General features: G+C 72.5%; 21 protein-coding genes and 1 tRNA gene. 13 read left to right on the top strand and 9 right to left on the bottom strand.

Annotated elements, in window-relative coordinates; translation table 11 throughout:
* Positions 1-24 precede the first annotated feature (24 nt).
* The 3 genes from ACIQE0_RS34800 to hutU are packed head-to-tail and all read right to left on the bottom strand — an operon-like array spanning position 25 to position 4,333.
* On the bottom strand, positions 25-1,443 hold the full coding sequence (locus tag ACIQE0_RS34800) for a formimidoylglutamate deiminase (RefSeq protein WP_366338530.1): 1,419 nt from the start codon (positions 1,441-1,443) through the stop codon (positions 25-27).
* Positions 1,434-2,672: an allantoate amidohydrolase gene (locus ACIQE0_RS34795; RefSeq protein ID WP_402339444.1), complete on the bottom strand. Its 1,239-nt coding sequence runs from the start codon at positions 2,670-2,672 to the stop codon at positions 1,434-1,436. Before ACIQE0_RS34795 ends, ACIQE0_RS34800 begins: the two co-directional genes overlap by 10 nt.
* Positions 2,669-4,333, bottom strand: coding sequence for a urocanate hydratase (gene hutU, locus ACIQE0_RS34790; RefSeq protein ID WP_366338528.1), 1,665 nt, complete (start codon positions 4,331-4,333; stop codon positions 2,669-2,671). Before hutU ends, ACIQE0_RS34795 begins: the two co-directional genes overlap by 4 nt.
* Before the next feature lie 238 nt (positions 4,334-4,571).
* Here hutU and ACIQE0_RS34785 point away from each other — a divergent pair, with 238 nt between their 5' ends.
* From ACIQE0_RS34785 to ACIQE0_RS34765, 5 genes are all read left to right on the top strand, one after another.
* Entirely contained in the window at positions 4,572-5,093 is a 522-nt protein-coding gene (locus tag ACIQE0_RS34785) for a hypothetical protein (RefSeq protein WP_366338526.1), read from the top strand.
* Complete coding sequence (locus tag ACIQE0_RS34780; protein WP_366338524.1) at positions 5,090-5,434, top strand: transcriptional regulator; 345 nt, start codon at positions 5,090-5,092, stop codon at positions 5,432-5,434. Before ACIQE0_RS34785 ends, ACIQE0_RS34780 begins: the two co-directional genes overlap by 4 nt.
* Entirely contained in the window at positions 5,431-6,420 is a 990-nt protein-coding gene (locus tag ACIQE0_RS34775; RefSeq protein ID WP_402339441.1) for an ABC transporter ATP-binding protein, read from the top strand. The genes ACIQE0_RS34780 and ACIQE0_RS34775 overlap by 4 nt, the downstream gene beginning before the upstream one ends.
* Before the next feature lie 11 nt (positions 6,421-6,431).
* Positions 6,432-7,391: an ABC transporter permease gene (locus ACIQE0_RS34770; protein ID WP_402339438.1), complete on the top strand. Its 960-nt coding sequence runs from the start codon at positions 6,432-6,434 to the stop codon at positions 7,389-7,391.
* A gap of 124 nt (positions 7,392-7,515) precedes the next feature.
* Positions 7,516-8,850 (top strand): diaminopimelate decarboxylase, encoded by a 1,335-nt coding sequence (locus tag ACIQE0_RS34765; RefSeq protein ID WP_402339435.1) that lies wholly within the window; start codon positions 7,516-7,518, stop codon positions 8,848-8,850.
* Positions 8,851-8,892: 42 nt separating this feature from the next.
* On the opposite strand, the gene ACIQE0_RS34760 is transcribed toward ACIQE0_RS34765, so the two are convergent.
* Complete coding sequence (locus tag ACIQE0_RS34760; protein WP_366338518.1) at positions 8,893-9,813, bottom strand: MurR/RpiR family transcriptional regulator; 921 nt, start codon at positions 9,811-9,813, stop codon at positions 8,893-8,895.
* Positions 9,814-10,005: 192 nt separating this feature from the next.
* Entirely contained in the window at positions 10,006-11,043 is a 1,038-nt protein-coding gene (locus ACIQE0_RS34755; protein ID WP_402339433.1) for a sigma-70 family RNA polymerase sigma factor, read from the bottom strand.
* 239 nt (positions 11,044-11,282) lie between these two features.
* On the opposite strand from ACIQE0_RS34755, the gene ACIQE0_RS34750 reads away from it, so the two are divergent.
* Positions 11,283-12,722: a purine-cytosine permease family protein gene (locus ACIQE0_RS34750; RefSeq protein WP_402339430.1), complete on the top strand. Its 1,440-nt coding sequence runs from the start codon at positions 11,283-11,285 to the stop codon at positions 12,720-12,722.
* Positions 12,723-12,763: 41 nt separating this feature from the next.
* Positions 12,764-13,177 (top strand): hypothetical protein, encoded by a 414-nt coding sequence (locus tag ACIQE0_RS34745; RefSeq protein ID WP_402339428.1) that lies wholly within the window; start codon positions 12,764-12,766, stop codon positions 13,175-13,177.
* Between the two features lie 363 nt (positions 13,178-13,540).
* Here the strand turns inward: ACIQE0_RS34745 and ACIQE0_RS34740 are convergent, their stop codons facing one another.
* A complete protein-coding gene (locus ACIQE0_RS34740) occupies positions 13,541-14,929 on the bottom strand; it encodes a cystathionine beta-synthase (RefSeq protein ID WP_366338512.1) in 1,389 nt (462 codons plus the stop codon).
* 226 nt (positions 14,930-15,155) lie between these two features.
* Between ACIQE0_RS34740 and ACIQE0_RS34735 the strand changes: the two genes are divergently transcribed.
* From ACIQE0_RS34735 to ACIQE0_RS34725, 3 genes are all read left to right on the top strand, one after another.
* Positions 15,156-16,193: an SGNH/GDSL hydrolase family protein gene (locus ACIQE0_RS34735; protein WP_402339425.1), complete on the top strand. Its 1,038-nt coding sequence runs from the start codon at positions 15,156-15,158 to the stop codon at positions 16,191-16,193.
* A 244-nt stretch (positions 16,194-16,437) separates the two neighbouring features.
* Positions 16,438-17,658, top strand: a complete 1,221-nt coding sequence (locus tag ACIQE0_RS34730) for an acetyl-CoA C-acetyltransferase (RefSeq protein WP_402339422.1) — start codon at positions 16,438-16,440, stop codon at positions 17,656-17,658.
* A 647-nt stretch (positions 17,659-18,305) separates the two neighbouring features.
* Entirely contained in the window at positions 18,306-19,295 is a 990-nt protein-coding gene (locus ACIQE0_RS34725; protein WP_366338506.1) for a hypothetical protein, read from the top strand.
* Here ACIQE0_RS34725 and ACIQE0_RS34720 read toward each other — a convergent pair.
* Complete coding sequence (locus ACIQE0_RS34720) at positions 19,259-19,627, bottom strand: hypothetical protein (RefSeq protein WP_366338504.1); 369 nt, start codon at positions 19,625-19,627, stop codon at positions 19,259-19,261. The genes ACIQE0_RS34725 and ACIQE0_RS34720 overlap by 37 nt on opposite strands.
* A gap of 98 nt (positions 19,628-19,725) precedes the next feature.
* Here ACIQE0_RS34720 and ACIQE0_RS34715 point away from each other — a divergent pair, with 98 nt between their 5' ends.
* Positions 19,726-19,953, top strand: a complete 228-nt coding sequence (locus tag ACIQE0_RS34715) for a DUF4287 domain-containing protein (protein WP_366338502.1) — start codon at positions 19,726-19,728, stop codon at positions 19,951-19,953.
* Positions 19,954-20,046: 93 nt separating this feature from the next.
* Here the strand turns inward: ACIQE0_RS34715 and ACIQE0_RS34710 are convergent, their stop codons facing one another.
* The gene (locus tag ACIQE0_RS34710; RefSeq protein ID WP_366338500.1) at positions 20,047-20,895 is read right to left on the bottom strand and encodes a Bax inhibitor-1/YccA family protein; all 849 of its coding nucleotides are present in this window, start codon (positions 20,893-20,895) and stop codon (positions 20,047-20,049) included.
* Positions 20,896-21,457: 562 nt separating this feature from the next.
* Here ACIQE0_RS34710 and ACIQE0_RS34705 point away from each other — a divergent pair.
* Positions 21,458-24,307, top strand: coding sequence for a CDP-glycerol glycerophosphotransferase family protein (locus ACIQE0_RS34705; protein ID WP_366338560.1), 2,850 nt, complete (start codon positions 21,458-21,460; stop codon positions 24,305-24,307).
* Complete coding sequence (locus ACIQE0_RS34700) at positions 24,307-25,476, top strand: glycosyltransferase family 4 protein (protein WP_402339417.1); 1,170 nt, start codon at positions 24,307-24,309, stop codon at positions 25,474-25,476. Before ACIQE0_RS34705 ends, ACIQE0_RS34700 begins: the two co-directional genes overlap by 1 nt.
* Before the next feature lie 111 nt (positions 25,477-25,587).
* On the opposite strand, the gene ACIQE0_RS34695 is transcribed toward ACIQE0_RS34700, so the two are convergent.
* Positions 25,588-25,669: transfer RNA gene (locus tag ACIQE0_RS34695), tRNA-Leu, on the bottom strand.
* Between the last annotated feature and the right edge of the window lie 467 nt (positions 25,670-26,136).

Raw genomic sequence — 26,136 nt, 5'->3', positions numbered from 1 at the left:
GGCCGGGCGGGGGGCGGTCAGGGGTCAGCCGCGCACGGCGGCGATGGCGTCGGCGAGGGCGGTGGGCACGTCGGGCACGCCGGTGTGCGTCCCGTCGCGGACGATCCACCGGCCGCCCACGAGGGTGTGCCGCACATCGGCTGCGGTGGCGGCGAATACGGCCGTCTCGGCGCCCAGCCGGGGCAGCGGTCCGGCGGTGCGGACGGAGTCCAGCCGGATCGTGGTGAGGTCGGCGAGCGCGCCGGGGGCGAGGGTGCCGGCGTCGTCCCAGCCGAGCGCCGCGTGCCCGTCGGCGGAGGCGGCGCGCAGCAGTGCGGCGGCGGTCCAGTGGCCCCGGGTGCGGGTGCGCAGCCGCTCGTTCAGCTCCATGGCGCGGGCCTCTTCGAACAGGTCGATGACGGCGTGGCTGTCGCTGCCCAGGCTCAGCACGCTGCCCTGCTCCTGGAGTCGGACGGCCGGGCCGATGCCGTCGGCGAGGTCCCGCTCGGTGGTCGGGCACATGCACACGCCGGTGGTGCTGCCGCCGAGCAGGGCGATGTCCTCGTCGGTGAGGTGGGTGGCGTGCACGGCCGTGGTGCGCGGGCCCAGCACGCCGTGCTCGGAGAGCAGTTGGGTGGGGGTGCGGCCGTGCGCGGCCCGGCAGGCGTCGTTCTCCGCGGTCTGCTCGGAGAGGTGGACGTGCAGCGGCGCCTGCCGCCGCCGGGCCCAGGCGGCGACGGTGCCCAACTGCCCGGCGGGGACGGCGCGTACGGAGTGGATCGCGGCGCCGATCCGGGCGTGCTCGGCGCCCTTGAGGGCGTCGGCGCGCTCGGCCCAGGCGTCCGCCGTGCCGTCGGAGAAGCGCAGTTGGTGCCGGTTGGGCGGGTCGCCGAAGCCGGCGGAGAGGTAGGCGGTGTCGAGCAGGGTGATCCGGATGCCGGCGTCGGCGGCGGCCGCGATCAGTGCCTGGCCCATGGCGTTGGGGTCGTCGTAGCGGGTGCCGCCGGGCGCGTGGTGGAGGTAGTGGAACTCACCGACGCAGGTGATGCCGGCGAGCGCCATCTCGGCGTAGACGGCGCGGGCCAGGGCGTAGTAGCTGTCCGGGGTGAGTTTGTCGGCGACTCCGTACATGACCTCGCGCCAGGTCCAGAAGGAATCCGGCGCACGCCCCATGCCGTCCACCGGCGCTTGGCTCCGCGACCGCGGAGGTGCCCCGGTGCCGCTGTCCGCCTGGACGGTGCCGCGCAGGGCCCGGTGGAAGGCGTGGCTGTGCGTATTGCTCATGCCGGGGAGCGTCAGCCCGTGGAGGGCCTCGGCGCCCGGCGGGGGTGCCGGGGTCCCGGTGCGGACGGCCGTGATCCGCCCGTCCGCCACCTCCACGGTCACCCCGGACTCGACGTGCGCGCCCAGCCAGGCGTGTTCGAGCCAGTACGTCGTCGGTGTTGCCTGCGGCGTCAGCGGCACGCCAGCCCCTCCAGTACGTCGGCGAGTGCGGTGACCCCGGCGACGCAGTCGTCCTCGGTGGCCGCTTCGGCGGGCGAGTGCGAGACACCGGTGGGGTTGCGGACGAACAGCATGGCCGTGGGCACGGTCGCGGACAAAATACCCGCGTCGTGTCCCGCGCCGGTGCCCAGGACCGGCACGGGCCGCTCGCCCCGGGCGCCGAGGATCGCGCACAGTGCGTCGCGCAGGGCGTGCTGGAACTCCACGACGGGGGTGAAGGACTCCCGGACGACGTCCAGGTCGACGCCGTCGCGGGCGGCCCGTTCGGCGGCCGCCCGCTCGATCCCGGTGATCACGGTGTCCAGGGTGTCCTGGCCGGCGGCGCGGGCGTCCAGCCAGCCGCGCACCAGGGACGGGATGGCGTTGACGCCGTTCGGCTCGACGCTGACCTTCCCGAAGGTGGCCAGCGCGCCGGCCAGCCGGGCCTGTTCGCGGGCGGCGAGCACGGTCGCGGCGTAGGAGAGCATCGGGTCGCGCCGGTCCGTAAGACGCGTGGTGCCCGCGTGGTTGGCCTCGCCGCGGAAGTCGAACCGCCAGCGGCCGTGCGGCCAGATGGCGGAGGCGATGCCGACGGGGTCCCCGGAGAGGTCCAGGGCGCGGCCCTGCTCGACGTGGAGCTCGACGAACGCACCGATGGCGGCGAGCCGTTCGGGGTCCGGGCCGATCGCCTCGGGGTCGTGGCCGGCGCGCTCCATGGCCTGCGGGAGGCTGACGCCGTCGCCGTCGCGGAGGCGGTGCGCGTCCTCAAGGGTCAGCGCGCCGGCGGAGAGCCGGGAGCCGACGCAGGCGAGCCCGAAGCGGGCGCCCTCCTCGTCGCCGAAGTTGACGATCGCCAGCGGTTTGGCGAACTCCGCCCCGCGCTCCCGGAGTTCGTCGAGCGCGGCGAACGAGGAGACCACGCCGAGGGGGCCGTCGAAGGCGCCGCCGTCCGGGACGGAGTCCAGGTGCGAGCCGGTGACGACGGCCTCGCCGGGGGCCACGTCCCCGGCGGTGCTCGCGCCGAGCCAGGCCCACTGGTTGCCGTTGCGGTCGAGTTCGTAGGCGAGCCCGCGGGCCTGGGCCTGGGCCCGGAACCACGCGCGGCAGTCGGTGTCCGCGCCGGTCCAGGCGTAGCGGCGGTAGCCCCCGGAGGAGGAGTCGCGACCGAGCGGCTGCAACTCCTCCCACATCTCGTGGAACGAGGAGGTCACGCGCCCTCGCCCTCGCGCATCGGGATGCGGACGCCCCGCTCGGCGGCCACCTCGTCGGCGCGCTCGTAGCCGGCGTCGACGTGCCGGATGACGCCCATACCGGGGTCGTTGGTGAGCACCCGGCGGATCTTCTCGCCGGCCAGCGGGGTGCCGTCGGCGACCGTGACCTGTCCGGCGTGGATCGAGCGGCCCATGCCGACGCCGCCGCCGTGGTGCAGGGAGACCCAGGAGGCGCCGGAGGCGACGTTGACCATGGCGTTGAGCAGCGGCCAGTCGGCGATCGCGTCGGAGCCGTCCTTCATCGCCTCGGTCTCGCGGTACGGGGAGGCGACGGAGCCGCAGTCGAGGTGGTCGCGGCCGATGGCCAGCGGGGCCTTCAGCGTGCCGTCGGCGACCATCTCGTTGAACCGCTCGCCGGCCTTGTCGCGTTCGCCGTAGCCGAGCCAGCAGATCCGGGCGGGCAGGCCCTGGAAGTGGACCCGCTCCCCCGCCAGCTTGATCCAGCGGGCCAGCGACTCGTTCTCGGGGAAGAGGTCGAGGATGGCGCGGTCGGTGGCGGCGATGTCGGCCGGGTCGCCGGAGAGCGCCGCCCAGCGGAACGGGCCCTTGCCCTCGGCGAACAGCGGCCGGATGTAGGCGGGGACGAAACCGGGGAAGGCGAACGCCCGCTGGTAGCCGGCGAGCTGGGCCTCTCCGCGGATGGAGTTGCCGTAGTCGAAGACCTCGGCGCCGGCGTCCATGAAGCCGACCATGGCCTCGACGTGCTTGGCCATCGACTCGCGGGCGCGCTGGGTGAAGTCGGCGGGCTTCGCGGCCGCGTAGGCCGCCATGTCGGCGAAGTCGATGCCGACGGGCAGGTAGGCGAGCGGGTCGTGGGCGCTGGTCTGGTCGGTGACGATGTCGATCGGGGCGCCCTCGGCGAGCATCTGCGGCAGCAGTTCCGCGGCGTTGCCGAGCAGGCCGATGGAGAGCGGCTTGCGCTGGTCGCGGGCCTCGACGGCGAGTTGGAGGGCGTGCTGGAGGCTGTCCGCCCTGACGTCGAGGTAGCGGTGCTCGATGCGGCGCTCGATGGCGCGCGGGTCGCAGTCGATGCAGATCGCGACGCCGTCGTTCATGGTGACGGCGAGCGGCTGGGCGCCGCCCATGCCGCCGAGGCCGGCGGTGAGGGTGATGGTGCCGGCCAGCGTCCCGCCGAACTTCTTCGCCGCGACCGCCGCGAAGGTCTCGTAGGTGCCCTGGAGGATGCCCTGGGTGCCGATGTAGATCCACGAACCGGCCGTCATCTGGCCGTACATGGTGAGGCCGAGGGCCTCCAGGCGGCGGAACTCCTCCCAGTTGGCCCAGTCGCCGACGAGGTTGGAGTTGGCGATCAGCACCCGCGGCGCCCACTCGTGCGTCTGCATCACGCCGACCGGCCTGCCGGACTGGACGAGCATCGTCTCGTCCTGCTTGAGCGTGGTCAGGGTGCGCACCATGGCGTCGAAGGAGCGCCAGTCACGGGCGGCCTTGCCGGTGCCGCCGTAGACCACGAGCTGGTCCGGATGTTCGGCCACCTCCGGGTCGAGGTTGTTCTGCAGCATGCGCAGCGCGGCTTCCTGCTGCCATCCCCGTGCGCTCAGCTCCGTACCGCGCGGTGCCCGCACGGGTCGCGGTCCCGACATGGGCCGTGCCTCCCTGACTCCGAAGTGGATTGACCTATTCACAGTCTGGAGACACTGAATACCGCTAGTCAACAGGGCGTGGCGAGAAGTTTCCCCAGGCGGGATTTTCAACTTGCCCGCCGGGAAAGCCGAGTGCTAGCTTTCCCAGCAGGAAAGTTGAACGGGGGGGGCGCCGCCGGCGATCCTCCGCACCGTCCGAGACGGACCGTCCACGACGTCTTACGGGGAGGCGAAGGACATGACGACACCGGTGGATGCCGAGCAGGCCTGGCAGGATCTCCAGCGCATCCGAGTCCCTCAGGAGCGGGTGTACGACGAGGTCGAGCGCTGCGCGGGCGGCGACCGGCGCTCGACGTACCTGGTGGCAGCCGTGATGTGGGTCTACCTGGCCAGCACGGGCCTGGAGCTCCCGAAGTGGGGCATCTGGCTGACCCTCGCCGCGTACCTCGGCATCCTGGTCACCTTGCTGGTCGTCTACAGCCGCCGGCCCCGGGTGAAGCTGCACCGCTCGCGGTACAGCTGGCGCAGCGTCGCCGCCCTGTTCGCCGGCGCGCTCGTCGGCGGCGGCACGATCCTTCTGACCGGCCTCCTGACCCGCTGGCTGGCGCTGCCCTACGGCAGCCTGATCCAGGCCACGGTCTCGGCCGGCGCCTTCGTGCTGTTCGCCGGGCCGACCAACCGCTGGGCGATCAGCCCGCTCCGGAGCCGCGCCCTGAGCAACGGCCCGGAGAAGACCCTTCATCAGGAGGCCGGCCGATGAGCACTCCCTCAGGCTTCGACGAACTGATCCACCCGTCCACCCGGCTGTCCGTGGTGGCCCTGCTGTCCGCCACCGAATGGGCCGACTTCCCGTTCATCCGCGACAGCCTCTCGCTCAGCGACTCCGCGCTCTCCAAGCAGCTGCACACGCTGGAGGAGGCGGGGTATCTGGAGATCCGCAAGGAGGGCGGCGGCCGCAAGCGGCGCACCAAGGTGCGGCTGACGGCCCGTGGCCGCACCGCCTTCGACGGCCATGTCGCCGCCCTCCGCGCCATCGTCGAGGGCGCGGGCACCACGGCGACCGCCCCCACGCCCCCGCATCACGCGGAGGCCGGCCGATGACCACCACCGCACGCCCGGAGAGCAGCACGATGACCACCCCAGCCACCGCCCCGGCCGGCGCCGCGCCGGTCGTCGAGGTCCGTGACCTGCGGATGTCCTACGGCAGCACCGACGTCCTGCGGGGCGTCGAGCTGGACATCCGGCGCGGCGAGGTCTTCGCCCTGCTCGGGCCGAACGGCGCGGGCAAGACCACCACCGTCGAGATCCTGGAGGGCTTCCGGCAGCGGTCCGCCGGCGAGGTCCGCGTCCTCGGGTCGGACCCGGCGCGCGGCGACGACGCCTGGCGCGGCCGGATCGGGCTGGTCCTCCAGTCCTGGCGCGACCACCGCCGCTGGCAGGTCGCCGAGCTGCTGACGCACTTCGCGACGTACTACCCCGACCCCCGCGACCCGGCCGGGCTGCTGGATCTGGTCGGCCTCACCGGGCAGGCGCGGCAGCGCGTCGACCGGCTCTCCGGCGGCCAGCGCCGGCGGCTCGACGTCGCGCTCGGCATCGTCGGCCGCCCCGAGCTGCTGTTCCTGGACGAGCCCACCACCGGTTTCGACCCCGCGGCGCGCCGCGACTTCCACGACCTGGTCGAGCGCCTGGCCCGCGAGGAGGGCGTCACGGTCCTGCTGACCACCCATGATCTGGCCGAGGCCGAGCGGCTGGCCGACCGGATAGCGATGCTGGTCGACGGCCGGATCCGGGCCTGCGGCACCCCGAGCGAGCTGGCCCGGCGGGCCGCCGCCCAGGCCGAGGTCCGCTGGACGGCGGCCGACGGCACACCGCGCCACGAGCACACCGCCGACCCGTCCCGCCTGGTGTGGGAGCTGCACCGGGAGGCGGCCGGGCCGATCGCCGACCTGGAGGTGCGCCGGCCGACGCTGGAGGACACCTACCTGCACATGGTGCACGGGCGGGGCGAGGACGGGGACGAGCACGACGACGAGCACCGCACCGGCCTGCCGGCCGACGGCGGCACGGGGAAGGCGGACGCGGCATGAGGGGGACGGACATGACGGCGACGGCGACGGACACCGGCCCGGGCGTCGAGGACCGGGGTCGCGCGGCGGCGGCCGGGGGCCGCGGCTCCGGCACCGGCGGGGGCGGGGCCCGTCCCGCGCGGCTGCGCGCCTGGCAGGCGGGCTTCCGGCGCGGCGGCATCGAGCTGCGCCATCTGCTGCGCAACCGCAAGGAGTTGACCGGCTACCTCAGCAACGTGGTGGTGGCCCTGCTGCTCGCCACCTTCATCAGCGACGACGTGCCCGGCACCCGGATCCCGATGGCGCATCTGACCCTGGCCGGCTTCTCCGCGTACCTGCTGTTCCAGATCGGCCTGCTCAACCTCCCGCAGATCCTGGTGACCGAGCGCGAGGAGGGCACCCTGCTGCGGCTGCGGGCCACCCCCGGCGGCATACCGGCCTACCTCATCGCCAAGTCGCTGCTGATCGTGGTCATGGCGGTGGGCACCCTGGTGGTCCTGCTGGGCGTCGGCGCGGTGCTGGTGGACGGTCCGCTGCCGCACGGCCCGGTCGGCTGGCTGACGCTGCTGTGGGTCACCGCGCTCGGTCTGCTCGCCGTCGTCCCGCTGGGCGCGGCGATCGGGGCGGTGCTCCCCAATCCGCGTGAGGCGCTGGCGTTGATCATGCTGCCCTCGATGGGCCTGCTGATCACCTCGGGTGCGATGTTCCCGATATCCCGGATGCCGGCACTGGTGCAGGACATCGCGTCGGTCTTCCCGCTCCGGTGGATGGCGCAGGGCCTGCGTGCGGCCCTACTGCCGGACGCCGCCCGCGCCGCGGAACCGGCCGGCTCCTGGCAGCTGCCGACGGTCGCCCTGGTCCTGGCCGCCTGGGCCGTCCTGGGCTTCCTTCTGGCCGTCCCGCTGCTGCGCCGCGCGACCCGCCGCGAGTCCGGCTCCCGGCTGACCGCCCGGCAGGACAAGGCCCAGCTCAGCGGCGCCCCCACGGCGTAGAGCCGGGTGGTGGAGGAGCCGGGGCGCCCGGACACGAGGTGCACCCCGGCCCTCCACCACCCCTTCACTCCGCACGGCCCGTCGGCCCATGGCGCACGGCCCCGCCGAATGATGGAGTTGACTCATGAACTTCACGGACCGAGACCGCGTCGTCCAGGCAGCCCTCACCCAGGGGCTGGTCAGTCCCGGCCAACCGGTGGCCGGGCTGCTCGACGTCGCCGGCGTCCGCCGGTCGGCGGCCGAACTCCGGGCCGCCTTCGAGGAGTTCACCGCACCGGGCACACCGGTGCTGCACGCGTTCGCGGTGAAGGCCGCCTCGCTGGTGCCCGTGCTGCGGCTGCTGGCCCAGGAGGGGATCGGCTGCGAGGTGGCCAGCCCCGGCGAGCTGGCGCTGGCCCGGGCCGCCGGGGTCCCGGCCCGGCACACCGTCCTGGACTCCCCCGCCAAGGCCCTCGCCGAGCTCCGCGAGGCGCTGGCCCTGGGCATCGCCGTCAACGTCGACAACCACGAGGAACTCTCCCGTATCGACCGGATGATGGCCTCGGCCCCGTCCACCGCGCCGATCGGGCTGCGGGTCAATCCGCAGATCGGCGGCGGCAGCATCGGCCCGATGAGCACCGCCACCGACACCTCCAAGTTCGGCATCCCGCTGCGCGACCCGGGCGCCCGCGAGTGGGTCGTCCGGGCCTGCCTCGACCGCCCGTGGCTGACCAGGCTGCACGCCCATGTCGGCTCCCAGGGCATGCCGCTGGAGCGGATGGCGGAGGGCGTCCGGGCGCTCTACGACCTCGCCGAGGAGATCAACGAGCAGGCCGGCGGCGGCCGGATCACCACCCTCGACATCGGCGGCGGCCTGCCCGTCAACTTCTCCTCCGACGCCGTCACCCCGACCTACCGCGAGTACGCCGCGCTGCTGCACTCCGCCGTGCCCGGCCTGTTCTCCGGGCGCTACGGCCTGGTCACCGAGTTCGGGCGGTCGCTGCTGGCCAAGCACGGCATGGTGCTGGCCCGGGTGGAGTACGCGAAGTGGGCCGGCGGCCGGCCGATCGCGGTCACCCACGCCGGGGCCCAGGTCGCCACCCGCACGGTCTTCGCGCCCGCGTCCTGGCCGCTCCGGGTGGCGGCGTACGACGCCAAGGGCCGCCCGAAGAACGGGGCGCCGGTACCGCAGGACATCGCCGGCCCGTGCTGCTTCGCCGGCGACCTGGTCGCCGAGAACCGCCCGCTGCCCCTGCTGGAGTCCGGCGACCACACCGCCCTGCTGGACACCGGCGCGTACTACTTCTCCACCCACTTCGCCTACAACGCCCTGCCCAGGCCCGGCATCTACGGCTACGCGCCGGGCCCCGACGACACGTTCCGCTTCGCCACCGTCCGCACCCCGCAGTCCCTGGAGGAGCTCACCGCGGAGAGCGGCGCCGAGCACGCCGACGAACTGCGGAAACTGGCCCTGGGCTGAGGAACCGCCCCAGGGCCGGGAGCCCGGAAGCCGCCCCCGGCCTCACTCCACGAACAGTCCCCGTTCCGCCGCCCTGGCGTCGAACTCCTCCAGGCGGGCCTGGGCGTCCGGGAGGTCGTCGCACATCGCCTCCAGCAGGACGCGCCCCAGGAGCATCGGCGCGCAGGCGGTGTCGAAGGCCAGGCCGGTGCCGACCGGGGCCGGGAGGAGCAGGTCGGTGTGGCGGGCGACCGGCGCGAAGGCGCTGTCCGCGACGGTGACGACGGTGAGCCCGGCGCCGCGGGCGTAGGCGAGGGCGTCGACGACCTCACGCGGATGACGGGGCAGCGCGAAGCACAGCAGGGCGCTGGCCCCGGCGTGCACCGCGGCGTCGATGCGGTCGGCGAGCAGGGTGCCGCCCTCGTCCAGCAGCCGGACGTCGGGGTGGACCTTCCGCGCGAAGTACACGAACCCGGCGGCCTGGGCGGTGGCGGCCCGCAGCCCGAGCACCGGCAGCGGGCGGGAGGCGGCGAGCAGCCGGCCGGCCTCGGTGACCGGCACGGGGTCGGCGAGCGCCTCGGCCAGGCGCCGGAGGTTGTCGATCTCCGCCTGGACGGCCTGCTGGTACTCGTTGTGCGCGCCGGGGGCGGCGGGCTTCTCGGCGGGCGCGACGTCCCGTAGGTGGCGGCGCAGCGCCGGGTAGCCGTCGAAGCCGAGCGCGACCGCGAAGCGGGTGACGGACGGCTGGCTGACGCCGGCCAGTTCGGCCAGTTCGACGCTGGAGAGGAAGGGCGCGTCGGCGGCCCGCCGCACCATGCAGTGGGCGATCCGGCGCTGGGTGGGGGTCAGCCGGTGCCCCTCGAAGAGCCGCTGGAGGCGGGTGGCGGTGCCGGTGGCGCCGCCCGCTGCCGTGTGCCTCGCCGCGCCCGTCTCTCGCTGCTGCGTCCCGTCCGTGCGGACGCCGTTGTCCCCGTCCCCGCTCATCGCCTCTTCTTCCCGGCCCGGTCCGGGGCCTTGACGTCGGTCCACCGACTGTACGGAACTCCCGGCCCCGGCGGTCCCGGGTGCGGGGCGGAAGGGACGTGGCGGCGGGCCGGGGCACCCGCCGCCGGCCGGCCCGCCGCCCCCGAAGCCCCCCAGAACCCCCGAAGCCCCTGAAGCCCCTGAAGCCCCCGGCTACCCCGCGTACCGCATCGGCAGCCCGAACAGCGGGAAGAGCCGCTCGGTGTCCAGGAAGGAGTGGAGTCCGGCGACCCGGCCGTCGGCGAGGTCGATGACCTGGATCGCCCAGGCGGTGCCGCCCGCGCGGTACTGCGCGAAGGCCGGCGTCCCGTTCGCCGCCAGCGGCACCAGCCGCGAGCCCGCGCAGGCGCGGCCCGGTCCGCGCATCCAGCTCACCGCGTCCGCGCGGCCGCGCAGCCACAGTGCGAACGGCGGCATGGAGACCGTGCAGTCCTCGTGCAGGACGGCCGTCAGGGCGGCCATGTCGAAGCGTTCGAAGGCGTCCACATAGCGGGCGAGCAGGGCCCGTTGGGCGTCGTCCAGCGGTCGTTGCGGGGCCGCGGACGGGCCGTCGCCGGACGCGGCCAGGGTGGCGCGGGCACGCTGGAGGGCGCTGTTGACCGAGGCGACGGAGCTGCCGAGCAGCTCGGCCACCTCGCTCGCCGACCAGCTGAGCACCTCCCGCAGGATCAGCACCGCCCGCTGCCGGGGCGCCAGCCGCTGGAGCGCGGAGACGAACGCCAGCCGGACCGACTCCCGGGCCACCGCGGTGTCCGCCGGGTCGCCGGCGCCGGCCAGCACCCGCGCGTCGGGGACCGGGCCGATCCAGGCCGTCTCCGGCAGCTCGGTGCCGATCGGGTTGCGGACGCCCGACGGAGACGAGAGGTCCATGGGGCGGGCGCGGCGGCTGCTGCCCTTGAGGAGGTCGAGGCAGACGTTGGTGGCGATGCGGTAGAGCCAGGAGCGCAGGGAGGCCCGGCCCTCGAAGCGGGCGTGGCCGCGCCAGGCGCGGACCATGGTCTCCTGGACGGCGTCCTCGGCCTCGAAGGCGGAGCCGAGCATCCGGTAGCAGTAGCCGGTCAGTTCGGTGCGGTACGCCTCCAGCCGGTCGGCCAAGTCGCCCGATTCCGCGGGCCGTTGGGGCCCGGAGGACGCGCCGTCCGCCGACCCCGGCGCCGCGCCCCCGCCCGCCGCCGTTCCTGTACCGACCATGCCCCGTTGCACGCGAATCGCCCCTCCCCGTCCCCCGACGTCCACCCTGCGCGCCCGACGCTACCGGAGCGCCGGACCCCGGCCCGCACCTCACGCCTCACCCCGCGCACGAACCGGGTGCGCCACGGCAAATCGCCCACCGGGCACGGCAATTCACCTCCCGCCTATTGACCTGCCATTCACCGCCCTTGATCCTGCATGGACCCATGCACCGGCAGGGCGGCGGAAGGGGCGCACCCATGGCAGGCCTGATCGAACGGCGCTCGATCGACGTCGTCCCGGACGACGAGCGGCACGGCAGCGCGGCCGGCCAGTTCACCCTCTGGCTCGGCGCCAACCTCCAGATCACCGCCGTCGTCACCGGCGCGCTGGCCGTGGTCTTCGGGGCCGGCGCCTTCTGGGCGCTGATCGGGCTGCTGCTGGGCAATCTCGCGGGCGGGGCGGTGATGGCACTGCACTGCGCGCAGGGGCCGCGGCTCGGGCTGCCGCAGATGATCACCTCCCGGGCGCAGTTCGGGGTGCGCGGGGCGGCGGTGCCGCTGGCGCTGGTCATCGTGATGTACATCGGGTTCTTCGCCAGCGGCAGCGTGCTCGCCGGGCAGGCGGTGGGCGAGCTCACCCACCTCGGCCAGACGACCGGGATCGTGCTCTTCGCCGCCGTCACCGCGCTCGCCGCGGCCGTCGGCTACCGCCTGATCCACCTGCTCGGCAAGGTCGCCGGGCTGGTCTGCGCGCTGGCCTTCGTCTACCTCGGCGCCCGCCTGCTCCAGCGCGCCGACCTCGCCACACTGCTCCACGACCGCGGCTTCGGACTGCCGGTCTTCCTGCTCGCGGTCTCGCTCTCGGCGTCCTGGCAGCTGGCGTTCGGCCCGTACGTGGCGGACTACTCCCGCTACCTGCCGCGCCACACCTCGACCCGGGCGACCTTCTGGTGGACGCTGGGCGGCTCCGTGCTGGGCGCACAGTGGTCGATGGCCTTCGGGGCGCTGGCCGCCGCCGCGGCCCCGAAGGCGTTCGTGGGCCACGAGGTCGGCTACCTCGTCGGGTTGGGCGGCACCGGACTGATCGCCTCGTTCCTCTACTTCGTCATCGCCCTCGGCAAGCTCACCATCAACGTCCTCAACACCTACGGCGGCTTCATGTCGCTGGTCACCAGCGTCAGCGGCTTCCGCGGACTGGGGGCACCTCCCGCCGAAGGTGGGGGACCGAATCTCTCGGCGCGCGGCCGCTCCGCGTACCTCGTCGGCATCATGGTGGCCGGCACCGCCGTCGCCCTCCTGGGCGCGGACTCCTTCCTCGCCTCCTTCAAGGACTTCCTGCTCTTCCTGCTGACGTTCTTCACGCCCTGGTCGGCGATCAACCTCGTCGACTACTACCTGCTCTCCAAGGAGCGCTACGACATCCCCGCGCTCCATGACCCCGCCGGCCGCTACGGCGCCTGGAACGTCCGGGCCCTGACCGTCTACACCGTCGGCGTGCTCGCCCAACTCCCGTTTCTGGCCACGGCGTTCTACACCGGCCCGCTGGTCGCCCCGCTCGGCGGCGCCGACATCTCCTGGCTGGTGGGCCTGGCGGTGCCCGCCGTCCTGTACTGGCTCGCCGCCCGCCGCGACACCGCGCGGCTCGCGGAACCGCCGGCCCCCGAGGACCGGGAGGCACCCGCCGTTTCGGGGGGCTAGCCCTACCGCGCCGCCGCCGGCCCGGCCGTAGTCTCGGCGCCATGGCGACACACGACCCTGAGCTGAGGAAAGAACTCGACGCGACCCTCCAGACGCGCAAGGAGCTGGGGCCGGAGTACGAGTCGGAGCTCCTGGAGTCCTTCCTGGAGAAGCTCGATCAGAACGTCGACCGGCGGGTGCGCCGACAACTGGCCGAGCAGCAGATGCAGGTGGCGCGCGGGACGCAGCCGGCGCGCCGGGCGGACGCCGGCACCGAGTTCTGGCAGCGGTTCGCGGTCGCCATGGTCTCCCTGGTGCTGGCCATCCCGCTGTCCGCGATCGCGGTGGTCAACGCCGGGCTGGCCGGTCTGGCGGTGTGCTGGGCCGGCATCGTCGGCGTCAACGCCGTGCACGGCCTATGGCTGCAGGCGGCGCTGCGGCAGCGGACGGAGCGGCGCGACGCGGACGCGGACTGACCGCGCCGGCGGCGGGCGGGCGGCCCGGTCGTCCGGTCGGTCGTCCGGTCGGTCGTCCGGTCGGTCGTCCGGTCGGCGAAAAGAAGATCGCGGGGACCGCCGCACCCCGGCCGAAGCCAGGGGCGGGACGACGGCGGTCCCCGCACGAGACGCGAGCCGGGTCAGGGCCGGTCGTCGCATCCTGGCGACCGCGGAGGTCCGGGAGCCGCTCCGGAGGTCCGCATCGCCTGGGCATCACTGTGCCGGAGAAGTGTTAAGCCCGTGCTGCGTACACGTGACGCATACGTGCCTCTTGCGCCGACGGGCCGTTCCCTGACGGACACTTGACGCCGGGGCGGAGGGTGCCGCCCCGGCGCCGCCTGCCTACTTCCCGGCCCCGCGGGCCAGGTACGCCAGCAGGTCCTGCCGGCTCACCACGCCCTTGGGCTTGCCCTCGACGAGGACGATCGCCGCGTCGGCGTTCTCCAGCACCGCCATCAGGTCGGAGACCGGCTCGCCCGAACCGACCTGCGGCAGCGGCGGGCACATGTGCTTCTCCAGCGGGTCCGACAGCGCGGCGCGCTGGGTGAACAGCGCGTCCAGCAGCTCCCGTTCGACGACCGAGCCGACGACCTCGGCGGCCATCACGTCGGGGTGCCCGGCGCCCGGCTTGACGATCGGCATCTGCGAGACGCCGTACTCGCGCAGCACCTCGATGGCCTCGCCGACGGTCTCCTCCGGGTGCATGTGCACCAGGGACGGCAGCGCGCCCTCCTTGTACTGGAGGACCTCACCGACCCGGGCGGCGGTGCCGCTCTCCTCCAGGAAGCCGTAGTCGGCCATCCACTCGTCGTTGAAGATCTTCGAGAGGTAGCCGCGGCCGCTGTCCGGCAGCAGGATCACCATCACGTCGTCCGGCCCGAGCCCCTCGGCGACCCGCAGACCGGCCACCACGGCCATCCCGCAGGAGCCGCCGACCAGCAGCCCCTCCTCCTTGGCCAGCCGCCGGGTCATCTGGAAGGCGTCCTTGTCCGAGACCGCCACGATCTCGTCGGCGACCGTGCGGTCGTAGGCGCTCGGCCAGAAGTCCTCGCCGACGCCCTCGATCAGGTACGGCCGGCCGGAGCCGCCGCTGTAGACCGAGCCCTCCGGGTCGGCGCCGACGACCTTGACCTTGCCGTCACTGACGTCCTTCAGATAGCGGCCGGTGCCGCTGATGGTGCCGCCGGTGCCGACGCCGGCCACGAAGTGGCTGATCCGCCCGTCGGTCTGCTCCCACAGCTCCGGCCCGGTGCTCTCGTAGTGCGAGCGCGGGTTGTTGGGGTTGCTGTACTGGTCGGGCTTCCACGCGCCGGGCGTCTCACGCACCAGGCGGTCGGAGACGTTGTAGTACGAGTCCGGGTGCTCGGGGTCGACCGCCGTCGGGCAGACCACCACCTCGGCGCCGTAGGCCCGCAGCACGTTGATCTTGTCCGTCGAGACCTTGTCGGGGCAGACGAAGATGCACTTGTAGCCCTTCTGCTGGGCCACGATCGCAAGGCCCACGCCCGTGTTGCCGGACGTCGGCTCCACGATCGTGCCGCCCGGCTGCAACTCGCCCGACTCCTCGGCGGCCTCGATCATCCGCAGAGCGATCCGGTCCTTGACCGATCCCCCGGGGTTGAAGTACTCGACCTTCACCAGGACGGTGGCCTGGATCCCTTGAGTAACGTTGTTGAGCCGCACGAGCGGGGTGTTGCCGACGAGCTCAATCATCGAATCGTAAAACTGCACGGTGGTCTCCGCGGTCGGGGCACGCTCTCCTGCGCCTGTGCTGCCAGCCTATTGCCCTGGTGGACCAAGGGCCCCCGGCTTTGTTCGGAGGGCTCCATCGGGGGCCCGGAGCGTTGCACGGGGGCCCGGAGCGGGAATCCTCCCGGTGAAGGTGTTCTTGCCCTCATCCGAGCGCGTCCGGCCCTTGCGCCGCGGCGCGCCCGCGCTGCACGGGGAGGTCCGGCCGATGGCGACGACGGTGACGACGGTGACGACGAGGTCCACGGCGAGGGTGGCACGGCGGATCGCGACCGCGGCCGCGTTCGGCGGCGGCGGGATCGGCCTGCTCGGCGTGGCCGGCGTCGGGCTGCTGCTGACCGAGGCCCGGCTGGCCCGCCGCACGGTCGGCGGCTCCAGCGACATCTCGCCGTGCGCCGACGGCCGCTACGGTGCCGCCTTCGGCCACCGCACCGACCGGCCCCCGCTGCGGCTCGGCTACCTCGGCGACTCCACCGCGGCCGGCCAGGGCGTCCACCGCCCCTCCCAGACCCCCGGCGCGCTGCTGGCCTCGGGCCTGGCCGCGCTCGCCGAGCTGCCCGTCGACCTCCGCAACGTCGCGCTGCCCGGCGCCCGGTCCGACGACCTGCCCCGCCAGGTGGAGCTGCTGCTCGCGGACGGCGCCCAGGTCCCCGACCTCTGCGTCGTCATGATCGGCGCCAACGACGTCACCCGCCGGCTGCCGCCCGCGCAGTCGGTGCGGTACCTGTCCGAGGCGGTGCGCACGCTGCGCGCCGCGGGCTGCGAGGTCGTCGTCGGCACCTGCCCGGACCTGGGCACCATCGAGCCGGTCTACCAGCCGCTGCGCTGGGTGGCCCGCCGGCTCTCCCGGCAGCTGGCCGCCGCGCAGACCATCGGCGTGGTCGAGGCCGGCGGGCGGACGGTCTCGCTCGGCGCGCTGCTCGGCCCGGAGTTCGAGGCGCGCCCCCGGGAGCTGTTCGGCCCGGACAACTACCACCCCTCGGCCGAGGGGTACGCCACCGCCGCGATGGCCATGTTCCCGACGGTGTGCGCGGCGCTCGGGCTGTGGCCCGAGGAGGAGCGGCCGGAGCCGGCCCGGCGCGAGGGCATCCTCCCGGTCGAGCAGGCCGCCGCCCGGGCCGCCTCCGAGGGCGGCACGGAGGTCACCGGCTCCCGCGCCCCCTGGGCCCTGCTCAAGCACCGCCGGCGCCGCCAGCTCCCGGCGCCGGAGGAGACCGCGGCGGAACGCCCGTCGATCACGGGCTAGAACGGGCCGGAACGGGCCGGACGGGGCCGCTCGGCCCGCTCCGTGCGCGCCCCGCGGGGGAATACCCGCGGCCCCGCCCCCGTTCCCATAAGCGCCCGCTTAGAAAAGAGGCCCGCATCACAGCGCGCACCCCGTGACCTTCGCACTACGTGCAGGTAACTTCCCAGACGGTCTGCCCTGTTCAGCGCCCGCCGCCGCGCGACGAGGCACCGGACGCCGCACTTACTCACTCCTTGGAGCCGTGATGCCCGAAGCCGTGATCGTCTCAGCCGCCCGCTCCCCGATCGGCCGCGCTTTCAAGGGCTCCCTCAAGGACCTGCGTCCGGACGACCTCACCGCCACGATCATCCAGGCCGCCCTCGCCAAGGTCCCCGAGCTGGACCCGACCGAGATCGACGACCTGATGCTCGGCTGCGGTCTGCCCGGCGGCGAGCAGGGCCACAACCTCGGCCGCATCGTGGCCGTCCAGATGGGGATGGACCACCTCCCGGGCTGCACCATCACCCGGTACTGCTCCTCCTCGCTCCAGACGTCCCGGATGGCACTGCACGCCATCAAGGCCGGCGAGGGCGACGTCTTCATCTCGGCGGGCGTCGAGACGGTCTCGCGCAGCGTCAAGGGCTCCTCCGACGGCCTGCCCGACACCCACAACCCGCTCTTCGCGGACGCCGAGGCCCGGACGGCCGCCCGTGCCGAGCAGGAGGGCGCGGGCTGGCACGACCCGCGCGAGGACGGCCTGGTCCCGGACGCGTACATCGCGATGGGCCAGACCGCGGAGAACCTCGCCCGCCTCAAGGGCATCACCCGCCAGGACATGGACGAGTTCGGCGTCCGGTCGCAGAACCTCGCCGAGCAGGCGATCAAGGCCGGCTTCTGGGAGCGGGAGATCACCCCGGTCGAGCTGCCCGACGGCACGGTCGTCTCCAAGGACGACGGCCCGCGGGCCGGCGTGACCCTGGAGGGCGTGCAGGGCCTGAAGCCGGTGTTCCGCCCCGACGGCCTGGTCACCGCCGGCAACTGCTGCCCGCTCAACGACGGCGCCGCGGCGCTGGTGATCATGTCCGACGCCAAGGCCCGCGAGCTGGGCCTGACCCCGCTGGCCCGGATCGTCTCCACCGGCGTCTCCGGCCTCTCGCCCGAGATCATGGGCTACGGCCCGGTGGAGGCCAGCAGGCAGGCACTCAAGCGCGCCGGCCTGTCGATCTCCGACATCGACCTGGTGGAGATCAACGAGGCGTTCGCCGCCCAGGTGATCCCCTCCTACCGCGATCTGGGCATCGACCTGGACCGGCTGAACGTCAACGGCGGCGCGATCGCCGTCGGCCACCCCTTCGGCATGACCGGCGCCCGGATCACCACCACCCTGATCAACTCCCTCCAGTGGCACGACAAGCAGTTCGGCCTGGAGACCATGTGCGTGGGCGGCGGCCAGGGCATGGCGATGGTCATCGAGCGGCTGAGCTGAGCCGCAGCGGAGGGTGGGGGCCGGGTGCGAGGAACGAGTGCCCGGCACCCGCCCGCAGCGGAGGCGACGCTCAGCGCGACCATGGACACGCGCGGCTGAGCTGAGCCGCAGCGGAGGGTGGGGGCCGGGTGCGAGGAACGAGTGCCCGGCACCCGCCCGCAGCGGAGGCGAGGCTCAGCGCGACCATGAGCACGCGCGGCTGAGCTGAGCCGCAGCCGCAGCCGCAGCGAGGAAGCGCCTTTGAAGGGTGCGCGGGGAAACGGACCAACTCCCGTTCCCTGCGCACCCTTCGCTGTCGTCCGGACACCGTCCGCGACGGCGGGTGACCCGGGTCACTCGGTGACAAGATCGCGACCCAATCGCTCCCAGGATTGTGACCAACATCCCGGTGAATCGGCGTTCTTGCAGCTCAGCCGTGGGGCACCACACCCCAGGAGCCCCCAAGTGCACCCCATTTCAGGACATACCACCCTGCGATCAGTCGCCGACCTCGGTCACGCTGTTGTAGGAAGTCGGAGAACAATCTGCTAACGGGAGTACGCCGGTGATCCGGTCCGCGACAGTGTGCGCGTAAGCCCGGAAGTGAGCGAACCACCGAAAGGTGCGCGCCTCGCGAGTGCGAGGCTTGAGCGAAGCGAGGTTTCGGCATGACTGTCACCACCCTCGTCCTGCTGCTGGCCGCGGCGGTCGCAGTGGTGCTGGGCGCCGCCGCCCTGCACACCGCCCGTACGCTGCGCCGCCAGCTCACCACGCTGCACGCCGAGCTCGTCGCCGCCCGCGCGGAGGCCGTCGACCGGGCCGAGGCCGCGGCGACGGTCCCGGCCGCCCGTGGTGTCCCGGCCGGCGAGACCCCGCTCGCGGACATACGCGCCGCCGTCGCGGACGCGCTGGCCGAGGAGCGGGAGCGGGAGCTCGCCGAGGCGCGCGCCTTCTGGGCGGCGCAGGAGGCCCGGGACGCCGCGGACGCCCCGTCGCTGCCCGGCCCGCTGCCCAGCTTCGGCGACGAGGGTCCGCTCGACGGCCGCGAGGGGCGCCGGGAGCACACCGAGCGCCTGGACCTGGACCGCTTCGACCACCATCCGTTCGTGCCGCGCCAGGCCGATCTGGCCGGGCTGGAGTCGCTGCTGGGCCCGGAGGTCCTGGAGCCGCTGCCCGCACTGGAGCCCGTCGAGGCCCTGGAGTCACTGGAGGCGCTGGAGTCCGTCGAGGCTCTGGAGGCCCTGGACGCGCCGGAGTTCGAGCTGGCCGAGGAGACCGAGTCCGCCGAGCTGGCCGCCGCCCGCCGGCGCCACCCCTCGCACCCGGACTTCTCCCCCGCCCCGGCGATCGGCGACCACGAGCGCACGGTGGCGCGCCTGGACGAACTGGCCCGCGAGGCCACCCCGCTCGCCGATGTGCGCCCCGGCCCGCTGGGCACCCTGGACGTGTACGTCTTCACCGACGGCACCACGCTCTGCCTGACCCCCGGGCACCGCGAGACCGCCGAGAGCGTGGCGGACGCGCTGCGCGACGGCCACACCCCGGTGCTGCTGGGCGGCTCGGGGATCTCCGGCGCCTACGCCCTGACGTTCTCCTGGGGCGAGCGCCGCGACGAGAGCGTCTACATCCTCGCCGACCGGGTCATCGCCTCGCTCTGAGCCGCGTCCCGCACCCGCCGCAGGGCCTCCGCCAGGTGTACGGCGGGGGCCGCTTTCGCGTCAGCTTCGCCGCCGGCCGCGGCGGTCCGCAGCGCCTCGACGAGGTCGTGGCCGGCCACCGCCACCTGGTCCCCGGCCGCGAACATCCCGGCGTCCGGGAGTTCCACGGGCCGCCCCCCGGGGCGTTCGATCAGCTGCGCACGGGCCGCCAACTCCCGCGCCAGCGCGAGCCCTTCGGCCGCGGCACCGCGGCGCAGGGCGCTCTGCGGCAGCGCCCGGAGGCGGTCGGCGAGCGCGTCCACGGCGGTCTGCAAAGGCGTCACGTCAAGCACGTCGTGAGCCTAAGCGCAACGCCCGGGTGGTTGCCAACGCCTGAACCCTCAGGCACGGTGAGCGGAAGAACCAGCATCGACCGCGTCCGGAGGCGCCGATGTCACAGTCCTTCTCCGAAGAAACCCACCGGAACATGCTCTCCCGAATCCCGCACTGCACCGGCCGGGATATCTCCGAATGGCTCCGCACCGTCGACGACGGCCCCGCCCTCATCCGCTTCGACGAAAAGGTCAGCTGGCTGCGCGGCGCGCACAACCTCTCCTACGGCCACGCCAAGGCGATCGTCCACGAACACGATCTCCGGCGCGCCGCCCGCAAGTTCTGACCCCGGCGACGGACCGCGTCCGCCATGCGCGAGGGGCCCGCGGGCAGTCGCCCGCGGGCCCCTCGTCCGCTGCGCGGTGGGACCGGATCCGCGTCAGTCGCGCAGGATCGAGATCAGCCGCAGCATCTCCCAGTAGATCCACACCAGGGTCATGGTCAGGCCGAACGCGGCCAGCCAGGACTCCTCGCGCGGCGCGCCGTAGGCGATGCCGTCCTCGACCTGCTTGAAGTCCATGGCGAGGAAGGCCGCGCCGAGGCAGATGCCGACGACGCCGAAGAGGATGCCCAGGCCGCCGCTGCGGAAGCCGAGGCCGTCACCCCCGCCGAACACCATGAACAGCAGGTTGACCAGCGAGAGCAGGACGAAGCCCAGCGCGGCGATCATCACGAAGCGGGTGAACCGCTCGGTGACCCGGACGATCCGGGTCTTGTAGGCGACGAGCATGGCGACGAACACCGCCATCGTGCCCAGCACCGCCTGCATCGGGGCGCCGTTCAGCTTCGGCAGGGCGTTGAGGTAGCCGCTGAGCGCGCCGAGGAAGACACCCTCCAGCGCCGCGTAGCCCAGGATCAGGGCCGGGACCGGCTTGCGCATGAAGGACTGGATGAAGCCGAGCACCGTCGCGGCCAGACCGGCGCCGATCGCGAAGCCGAGCTGCCCGGTGAGGAAGAGCCAGCCGACCGCGGCACCGGCGATGACCGTGCCGAGCGTCAGGCCGGTGCGGGTGACGACGTCGTCCATCGTCATCGGGCGGGTCTGCGGGGTGGACTGCGGTGCGTACTGCGGCGCCTGGGTGGCGTACGGGTTGGTTCCGGCGTACGGGTTCGCTCCGGCGTACGGATCGGCGGCGGGGCCCCCGGCCTGCGGCGGCGCGTTGAAGCCCGCGTAGCCGGTGCCTCGGCTGAACCCCCGTCGCGAGAAGACCGGGTTGCTGCTCCTCATCTCACTCCTCCATGGCCGCCCTGCGCGGCCTTGACGCAAGCGTAATGGCTTGGCAAAGAGACGTCTCTCGTTCTCGGGCAGGATCTTCCCCCGCGCCGCGGACGACATGTCCTCTCCCTGGAGGACGCCCAGAGGTGCACGGAGGTGCCCGCGCACACGGTTCCGACGCAACGGAGCCGCCTTCGTCACATCGTGTGCGACTGGCGCTGTGTCATGTGCCACTTCGGGGCGGCCACACGGGCGGACCGGTCCGCCCGATAGTCCGGACAAAATCCGGGTAATCGATCTTTTCTCCTCGGTCTCGAACGGGTATTTCCCCATCCGTCAACTCCGAGAGGCCACCGTCACCGACATGATCGGAATCCGATAAAGATCAGATCTCGTCCGCACACAGGCAACCGATTGACCAGAGCCATCGTCATACCTGCTAGCCGGAACCTGCCCTTCCCCGGGCAGCACCCCGTCACCACGTGTAGCACTCCGGGTGCGGGTGGTCGTAAACCCCGTGTGCAGATGGGGCTATTCTGGCCGGAAACAGCAGCGAAAGAGGGTTGAGGTGCCTGTGCCTGACGTCTCAGTAGTCGTCATTGTCTACAACGACGCCGACCGGTTGCCGACCGCGGTCCAGTCCGTGCTGGACCAGACGCTCCGGGACGTCGAGGTGGTGATCGTCGACGACTGCAGCACCGACCGTTCTTTCGAGGTCGCGCAGGCGCTCGCGGCCGCGCACCCCGGCCGGGTCAGAGCCTTCCAGCTGCCGGAGAACAGCGGCGCCGGCGGCGAGCCGCGCAACGCCGGCATCCAGCACACCCGCGGACAGTACGTCATGTTCCTGGACAGCGATGACGTCCTGGAGCACAACGCCTGCCGCAATTTGCTGGAGGCCGCCGAGGAATCCGGCTCGGACATCGTCTCCGGCCTCTGCGTCCGGGTCCACAAGGACACCCGGAACCAGAAGCGCGACGAGTGGTACTCCTGGCTGTATTCCACGACCCGCACCCTTGAGTCGGTTACGGAATTGCCGGACCTTTTCGTGTGGGACACCCTCTCCACGAACAAGTGCTACCGCCGCGAATTCCTCATCGAGAACAACCTCCGCTTCCCCAAGGGGATGTTCTACGAAGACCTGATGTTTATCGCCGACGCCTACCTCGCGGCGAAGCGCATCACGCTGATCCCGAATCAGGTCTACTTCTGGAACGTCTTCGAGAAGTCGGCCGTGAAGTCGGTGACGAACCGACGGCACGAGATGACCAATTACATCCACCGGCTGGAGGTCCACCGGCGGATCGACGCCGCCCTGGTGGAGCGCGGGCTCACCGAGATGAAGCTCGCCAAGGATGTCAAGTTCCTCAAGCACGACCTGGTGCTCCACCTGCGGGACCTGCCCTTCCGGGACGAGGCGTACCGCCAGGAGTTCGCCGCGCTCTCCCAGGAGTACCTCGCCGGCATCGCCCCCGAGGCGTACGAGCGGGTCCTGCCGATCCAGGCCATCTGCGCCTACCTGCTCCAGAAGGGCGACTGGGACAACCTCATCCCGGCGGTCGACACCCTCATCAACCGCGCCAAGCTCTCCTCGCCGCTCGCCCAGCACGACGGCCGGATCTACTGGTGCGACGGCCACACCGACGACCCCTTCGGCCGCCAGGTGCTGGACGTGACCGACGTCGGCTACCACGAGAAGCCGGTCAACCAGCTGTTCCTGCGCAACCAGCTGACCCGGTTCGCCGAGGCGGGCAACTCCGTCTCGCTGGCCGGCCGGATCACCAACCCGCTCGGGGTGATCCCCGAGGGCGCCAAGCTCTCCGCCGAGCTGGAGTTCAGCGCCCGCCGCCGCAGCCTGCAGTCCTTCACCTTCCCGGTCCAGACCGTGCGCCACGAGGGCGACACGGTGGTCTGGGAGACCTCCGCCGACATCACCGCCACGCTGCGCCCGCTGGGCATCGTCGACACCATCTGGGACGTCCGGCTGCGCCTGAAGGTGGACGGGGTGCCGACCACGACCCGGCTCACGGTCGCCGACACCGAACTGGCCGGCGGACCGCTGCCGGTCCGGCCGCGGCTGTCCCGGATGGTCGCCGACCACGTCGAGCCGCACATCTCCTCCAAGGGCCACCTGGCGTTCCGCCTGATCAGCGAGGGCCGCAACGCCGAGCGCGTGCAGGAGCTCATCGCCAAGGGCGTCCGCGGCAAGCCCGGGACGCTGGCGAAGAGCGGCTTCCGCAGGGCCAAGGCGCTGCGCAAGACGCTGGCCTCGGGGGACACCAAACTCCGGGCGTACCACGAGGTGTTCAGCCGGCTGCCGATCAAGAAGCGCACGGTGGTCTTCGAGAGCCACCTGGGCAAGCAGTACAGCGACAGCCCGCGCGCGATCTACGAGGAGATGCGCCGGCAGGGCCTGAAGTTCGAGGCGATCTGGGCGTACGCCGGGTCCCCGAAGGACTTCCCCAAGGACGCCACCCTGGTCAAGCGCTGGTCGCTGCCGTACCTCAAGGCGCTCGCGCAGGCCGAGTTCTGGGTGGACAACCAGAGCTACCCGCTGAAGCTGACCAAGCGCCCCGAGACCACCTACATCCAGACCTGGCACGGCTCGGCGCTGAAGAACATGGGCTTCGACCAGCCCGTGCTCAAGGCGCAGACCCGCCAGCAGCAGGCCGAGCAGCAGCAGTCGCTGGACCGCTTCGACCGGTTCCTGTGCCGCACCGAGCACGACGCGCGGACGCTGGCCAAGGCGTTCCGGCTGAAGGAGAAGACCCTGCTGCGGGTGGGCTACCCGCGCAACGACGCCCTGGTGCGGGCCCGGCAGCAGGAGGCCGCGACCGGCCACCGCGAGCGCGGCCCGCTGGCGGCAGAGCTGGGCATCCCCGCGGACAAGAAGGTGCTGCTGTACGCGCCGACGTTCCGCAAGGCGGGCGGCCGGCACGGCCGGTTCGCGCTCCCCTTCGACGTGGAGCGCTTCGCCGACGAGTTCGGCGACCGCTACGTCCTCCTGGTGCGCTCGCACTACCTCAACCACGTGGTGCTGCCGCCGACCGTGCAGGGCCGGGTCATCGACGTCTCCGCGCGCCATGACATCACCCCGATCCTCCAGCTCGCCGACGGTCTGGTCACGGACTATTCGTCGGTGATGTTCGACTACGCGCTGCTGGACCGGCCGCTGGTGTTCTTCACCTACGACTACGACGAATATGTGCACGAGGGCCGCGGAACGTACTTCGATCTGCTGGAACACGCACCGGGCCCGGTAGTGCGCACCGAGGACGATTTCTTCGAGGCCATGCAGTCTTTCGAGTCCCAGCAGCTGGAATACGCCAAGGACCGCAAGGAATTCGTCGCCAAGTTCGGGGAATACGACCAGGGCGACGCCGCACAGAGCATCGTCGACCAGTTCTTTGCGCAGTGGAGCCGTTGATGACCAAGTCGAACGCAGCCGAGCCGCGGGACATCTTCTTCGTCTCCAACAGCGTCAACGAGCTGGGCGGCATCACCAGTTGGTCGCACCAGATGGCGCGCCTGTTCGCGGAGCAGGGCCACCGGGTGCACGTCGTCGGGATCGTGCCGCCGCCCGAGGGCCGGGTCCACGAGCTCGGCCCGGACCTGCCGTACGAGACCACCACGCTCTACGACGTGCACCCGCCGAGCGTCCGCCCGGTGCGCGGCCTCAAGGACCGGCTGAACGTCGTCGAGCAGCGCCGCCGGGCCGCCCGTGAGGCCGGGATGCACGAGCAGGCCGCCAAGATGAGCGCGCTGTTCCGGGCCGCCCGTCCGGGCGGCGTGGTGATCGTCACCCAGGTGTGGGCGATGGAGTGGGTGGCGCTGGCGGACACCACCGGGCTGCCGGTCATCGGCATGAGCCACGAGTCGTTCGAGACCTGCCGCCAGTCCTCCCGGTTCGCCCGCGTCAAGCGGTTTTACCAGGACGTCGACCGGATGCTGCCGCTCACCCGCGAGGACGCCGACAAGTGGATCCGGCAGCGGATGGACAACGTCGGCTTCATGCCGAACCCGCTGCCGTTCTTCCCCGACGTCCCCTCGGAGCGTTCCCGGAAGGTCGTCGCGAGCATCGGCCGGCTGCACGAGGAGAAGGGCGTCGACCTGCTCCTGGAGGCGTGGGCGAAGGTCGCGCCGCAGCACCCGGACTGGACGCTGCGGATCTACGGCTCCGGTGAGGAGGCCGAGGCGCTGCGCAAGCAGGCGGCCGAGCTGGGGGTCACCGACTCGGTCGAGTGGATGGGGCGGACCAGCGACGTCGCCGGGGCGCTGCGGGAGAGCGCGGTCTTCGCGCTGAGCTCGCGCGGCGAGGGCTTCCCGCTCGCGCCCATGGAGGCGATGGCCACCGCGGTGCCGTGCGTGGCGTTCGACGTGGCGCCGGGCGTCCGCGAGATCATCACCGACGGCACCGACGGCTTCCTGGCCCCTCCGGGCAACATCACCGAATTCGCCCGGCACCTGGGCACCCTGATGTCGGATCAGGAGCTGCGGGACCGGATGGGCGAGGCGGCCCGGGAGAACATCCAGCGGTTCTCCACCGATGAGATCGTCGCCCGCTGGGAGGCGCTGTTCGCGCTCGTGGAGCGCTGAGCAAAGAGCACGCACAAAGGGGTGGGGCCGCCGGGAAAACCCGGCGGCCCCACCTCGCTCTGTTGAATATTCAGTTACATACGCGTTCTTTGTCCCGCTGCCCACGGGAAGTGCCCGGAGCCGGACTTGAACCGGCACGGCCCGAAGGCCAGCGAGGTTTAAGCTCGCCGTGTCTGCATTCCACCATCCGGGCTTGGGGTCCCCCATGCCGCCTCTTTGAAGGCAGCACGAGCGTAGCCCGCAGCGTACGAAGCAGATCGGCCGCTCATCCCGAGGTTGTCTTATTTTATTGGCAACTGAGGGGTCATCAGCCGCCGCCAGGGCCCCCGGCACATGCCTGATGCCCATGTTCGCCGGTGGCCGCCAGGGGGAAATTCGACCCCGAATTGACGGAAACTCGACGCCTCCGCGACGGCCCCCGCGCGCCCCTCCCAACCCCCGCGTCGCCGCCCGTCCGGCGCGCCCGCGGGCGCCGGCGGTCTCAGGGATCACGTCATACCCAGGGATGACGCGACGAGGGGAGCTAATCCCTGGGGGTGGTCCGAGGACGGTCACAGGGGTTGACGTCCGGGGCAGGTGGGCTGCCGGACGATGGAAGCCGATGTTCCTCCGCCCGCCGCGGCCTTCGTGCCGGCGCGGACGGCCCGCCTCTCGTTCGAC

It is taken from the genome of Streptomyces sp. NPDC093097 (genome assembly GCF_044754325.1).
GTDB lineage: Bacteria > Actinomycetota > Actinomycetes > Streptomycetales > Streptomycetaceae > Streptomyces.
This window is presented reverse-complemented; position numbering and strand designations above follow the sequence as displayed.

Excerpts from the sequence above, each read along its gene's own strand:
- ACIQE0_RS34760 (WP_366338518.1), bottom strand. The coding sequence starts at position 9,813 with ATGAGCGGGGACGGGGACAACGGCGTCCGCACGGACGGGACGCAGCAG.
- ACIQE0_RS34775 (WP_402339441.1), top strand. The coding sequence starts at position 5,431 with ATGACCACCACCGCACGCCCGGAGAGCAGCACGATGACCACCCCAGCC.
- ACIQE0_RS34765 (WP_402339435.1), top strand. The coding sequence starts at position 7,516 with ATGAACTTCACGGACCGAGACCGCGTCGTCCAGGCAGCCCTCACCCAG.
- ACIQE0_RS34755 (WP_402339433.1), bottom strand. The coding sequence starts at position 11,043 with ATGGTCGGTACAGGAACGGCGGCGGGCGGGGGCGCGGCGCCGGGGTCG.
- ACIQE0_RS34710 (WP_366338500.1), bottom strand. The coding sequence starts at position 20,895 with ATGAGGAGCAGCAACCCGGTCTTCTCGCGACGGGGGTTCAGCCGAGGC.
- ACIQE0_RS34745 (WP_402339428.1), top strand. The coding sequence starts at position 12,764 with ATGGCGACACACGACCCTGAGCTGAGGAAAGAACTCGACGCGACCCTC.
- ACIQE0_RS34785 (WP_366338526.1), top strand. The coding sequence starts at position 4,572 with ATGACGACACCGGTGGATGCCGAGCAGGCCTGGCAGGATCTCCAGCGC.
- ACIQE0_RS34770 (WP_402339438.1), top strand. The coding sequence starts at position 6,432 with ATGACGGCGACGGCGACGGACACCGGCCCGGGCGTCGAGGACCGGGGT.
- ACIQE0_RS34735 (WP_402339425.1), top strand. The coding sequence starts at position 15,156 with ATGGCGACGACGGTGACGACGGTGACGACGAGGTCCACGGCGAGGGTG.
- ACIQE0_RS34750 (WP_402339430.1), top strand. The coding sequence starts at position 11,283 with ATGGCAGGCCTGATCGAACGGCGCTCGATCGACGTCGTCCCGGACGAC.
- ACIQE0_RS34780 (WP_366338524.1), top strand. The coding sequence starts at position 5,090 with ATGAGCACTCCCTCAGGCTTCGACGAACTGATCCACCCGTCCACCCGG.
- ACIQE0_RS34700 (WP_402339417.1), top strand. The coding sequence starts at position 24,307 with ATGACCAAGTCGAACGCAGCCGAGCCGCGGGACATCTTCTTCGTCTCC.
- hutU (WP_366338528.1), bottom strand. The coding sequence starts at position 4,333 with ATGTCGGGACCGCGACCCGTGCGGGCACCGCGCGGTACGGAGCTGAGC.
- ACIQE0_RS34730 (WP_402339422.1), top strand. The coding sequence starts at position 16,438 with ATGCCCGAAGCCGTGATCGTCTCAGCCGCCCGCTCCCCGATCGGCCGC.
- ACIQE0_RS34725 (WP_366338506.1), top strand. The coding sequence starts at position 18,306 with ATGACTGTCACCACCCTCGTCCTGCTGCTGGCCGCGGCGGTCGCAGTG.
- ACIQE0_RS34715 (WP_366338502.1), top strand. The coding sequence starts at position 19,726 with ATGTCACAGTCCTTCTCCGAAGAAACCCACCGGAACATGCTCTCCCGA.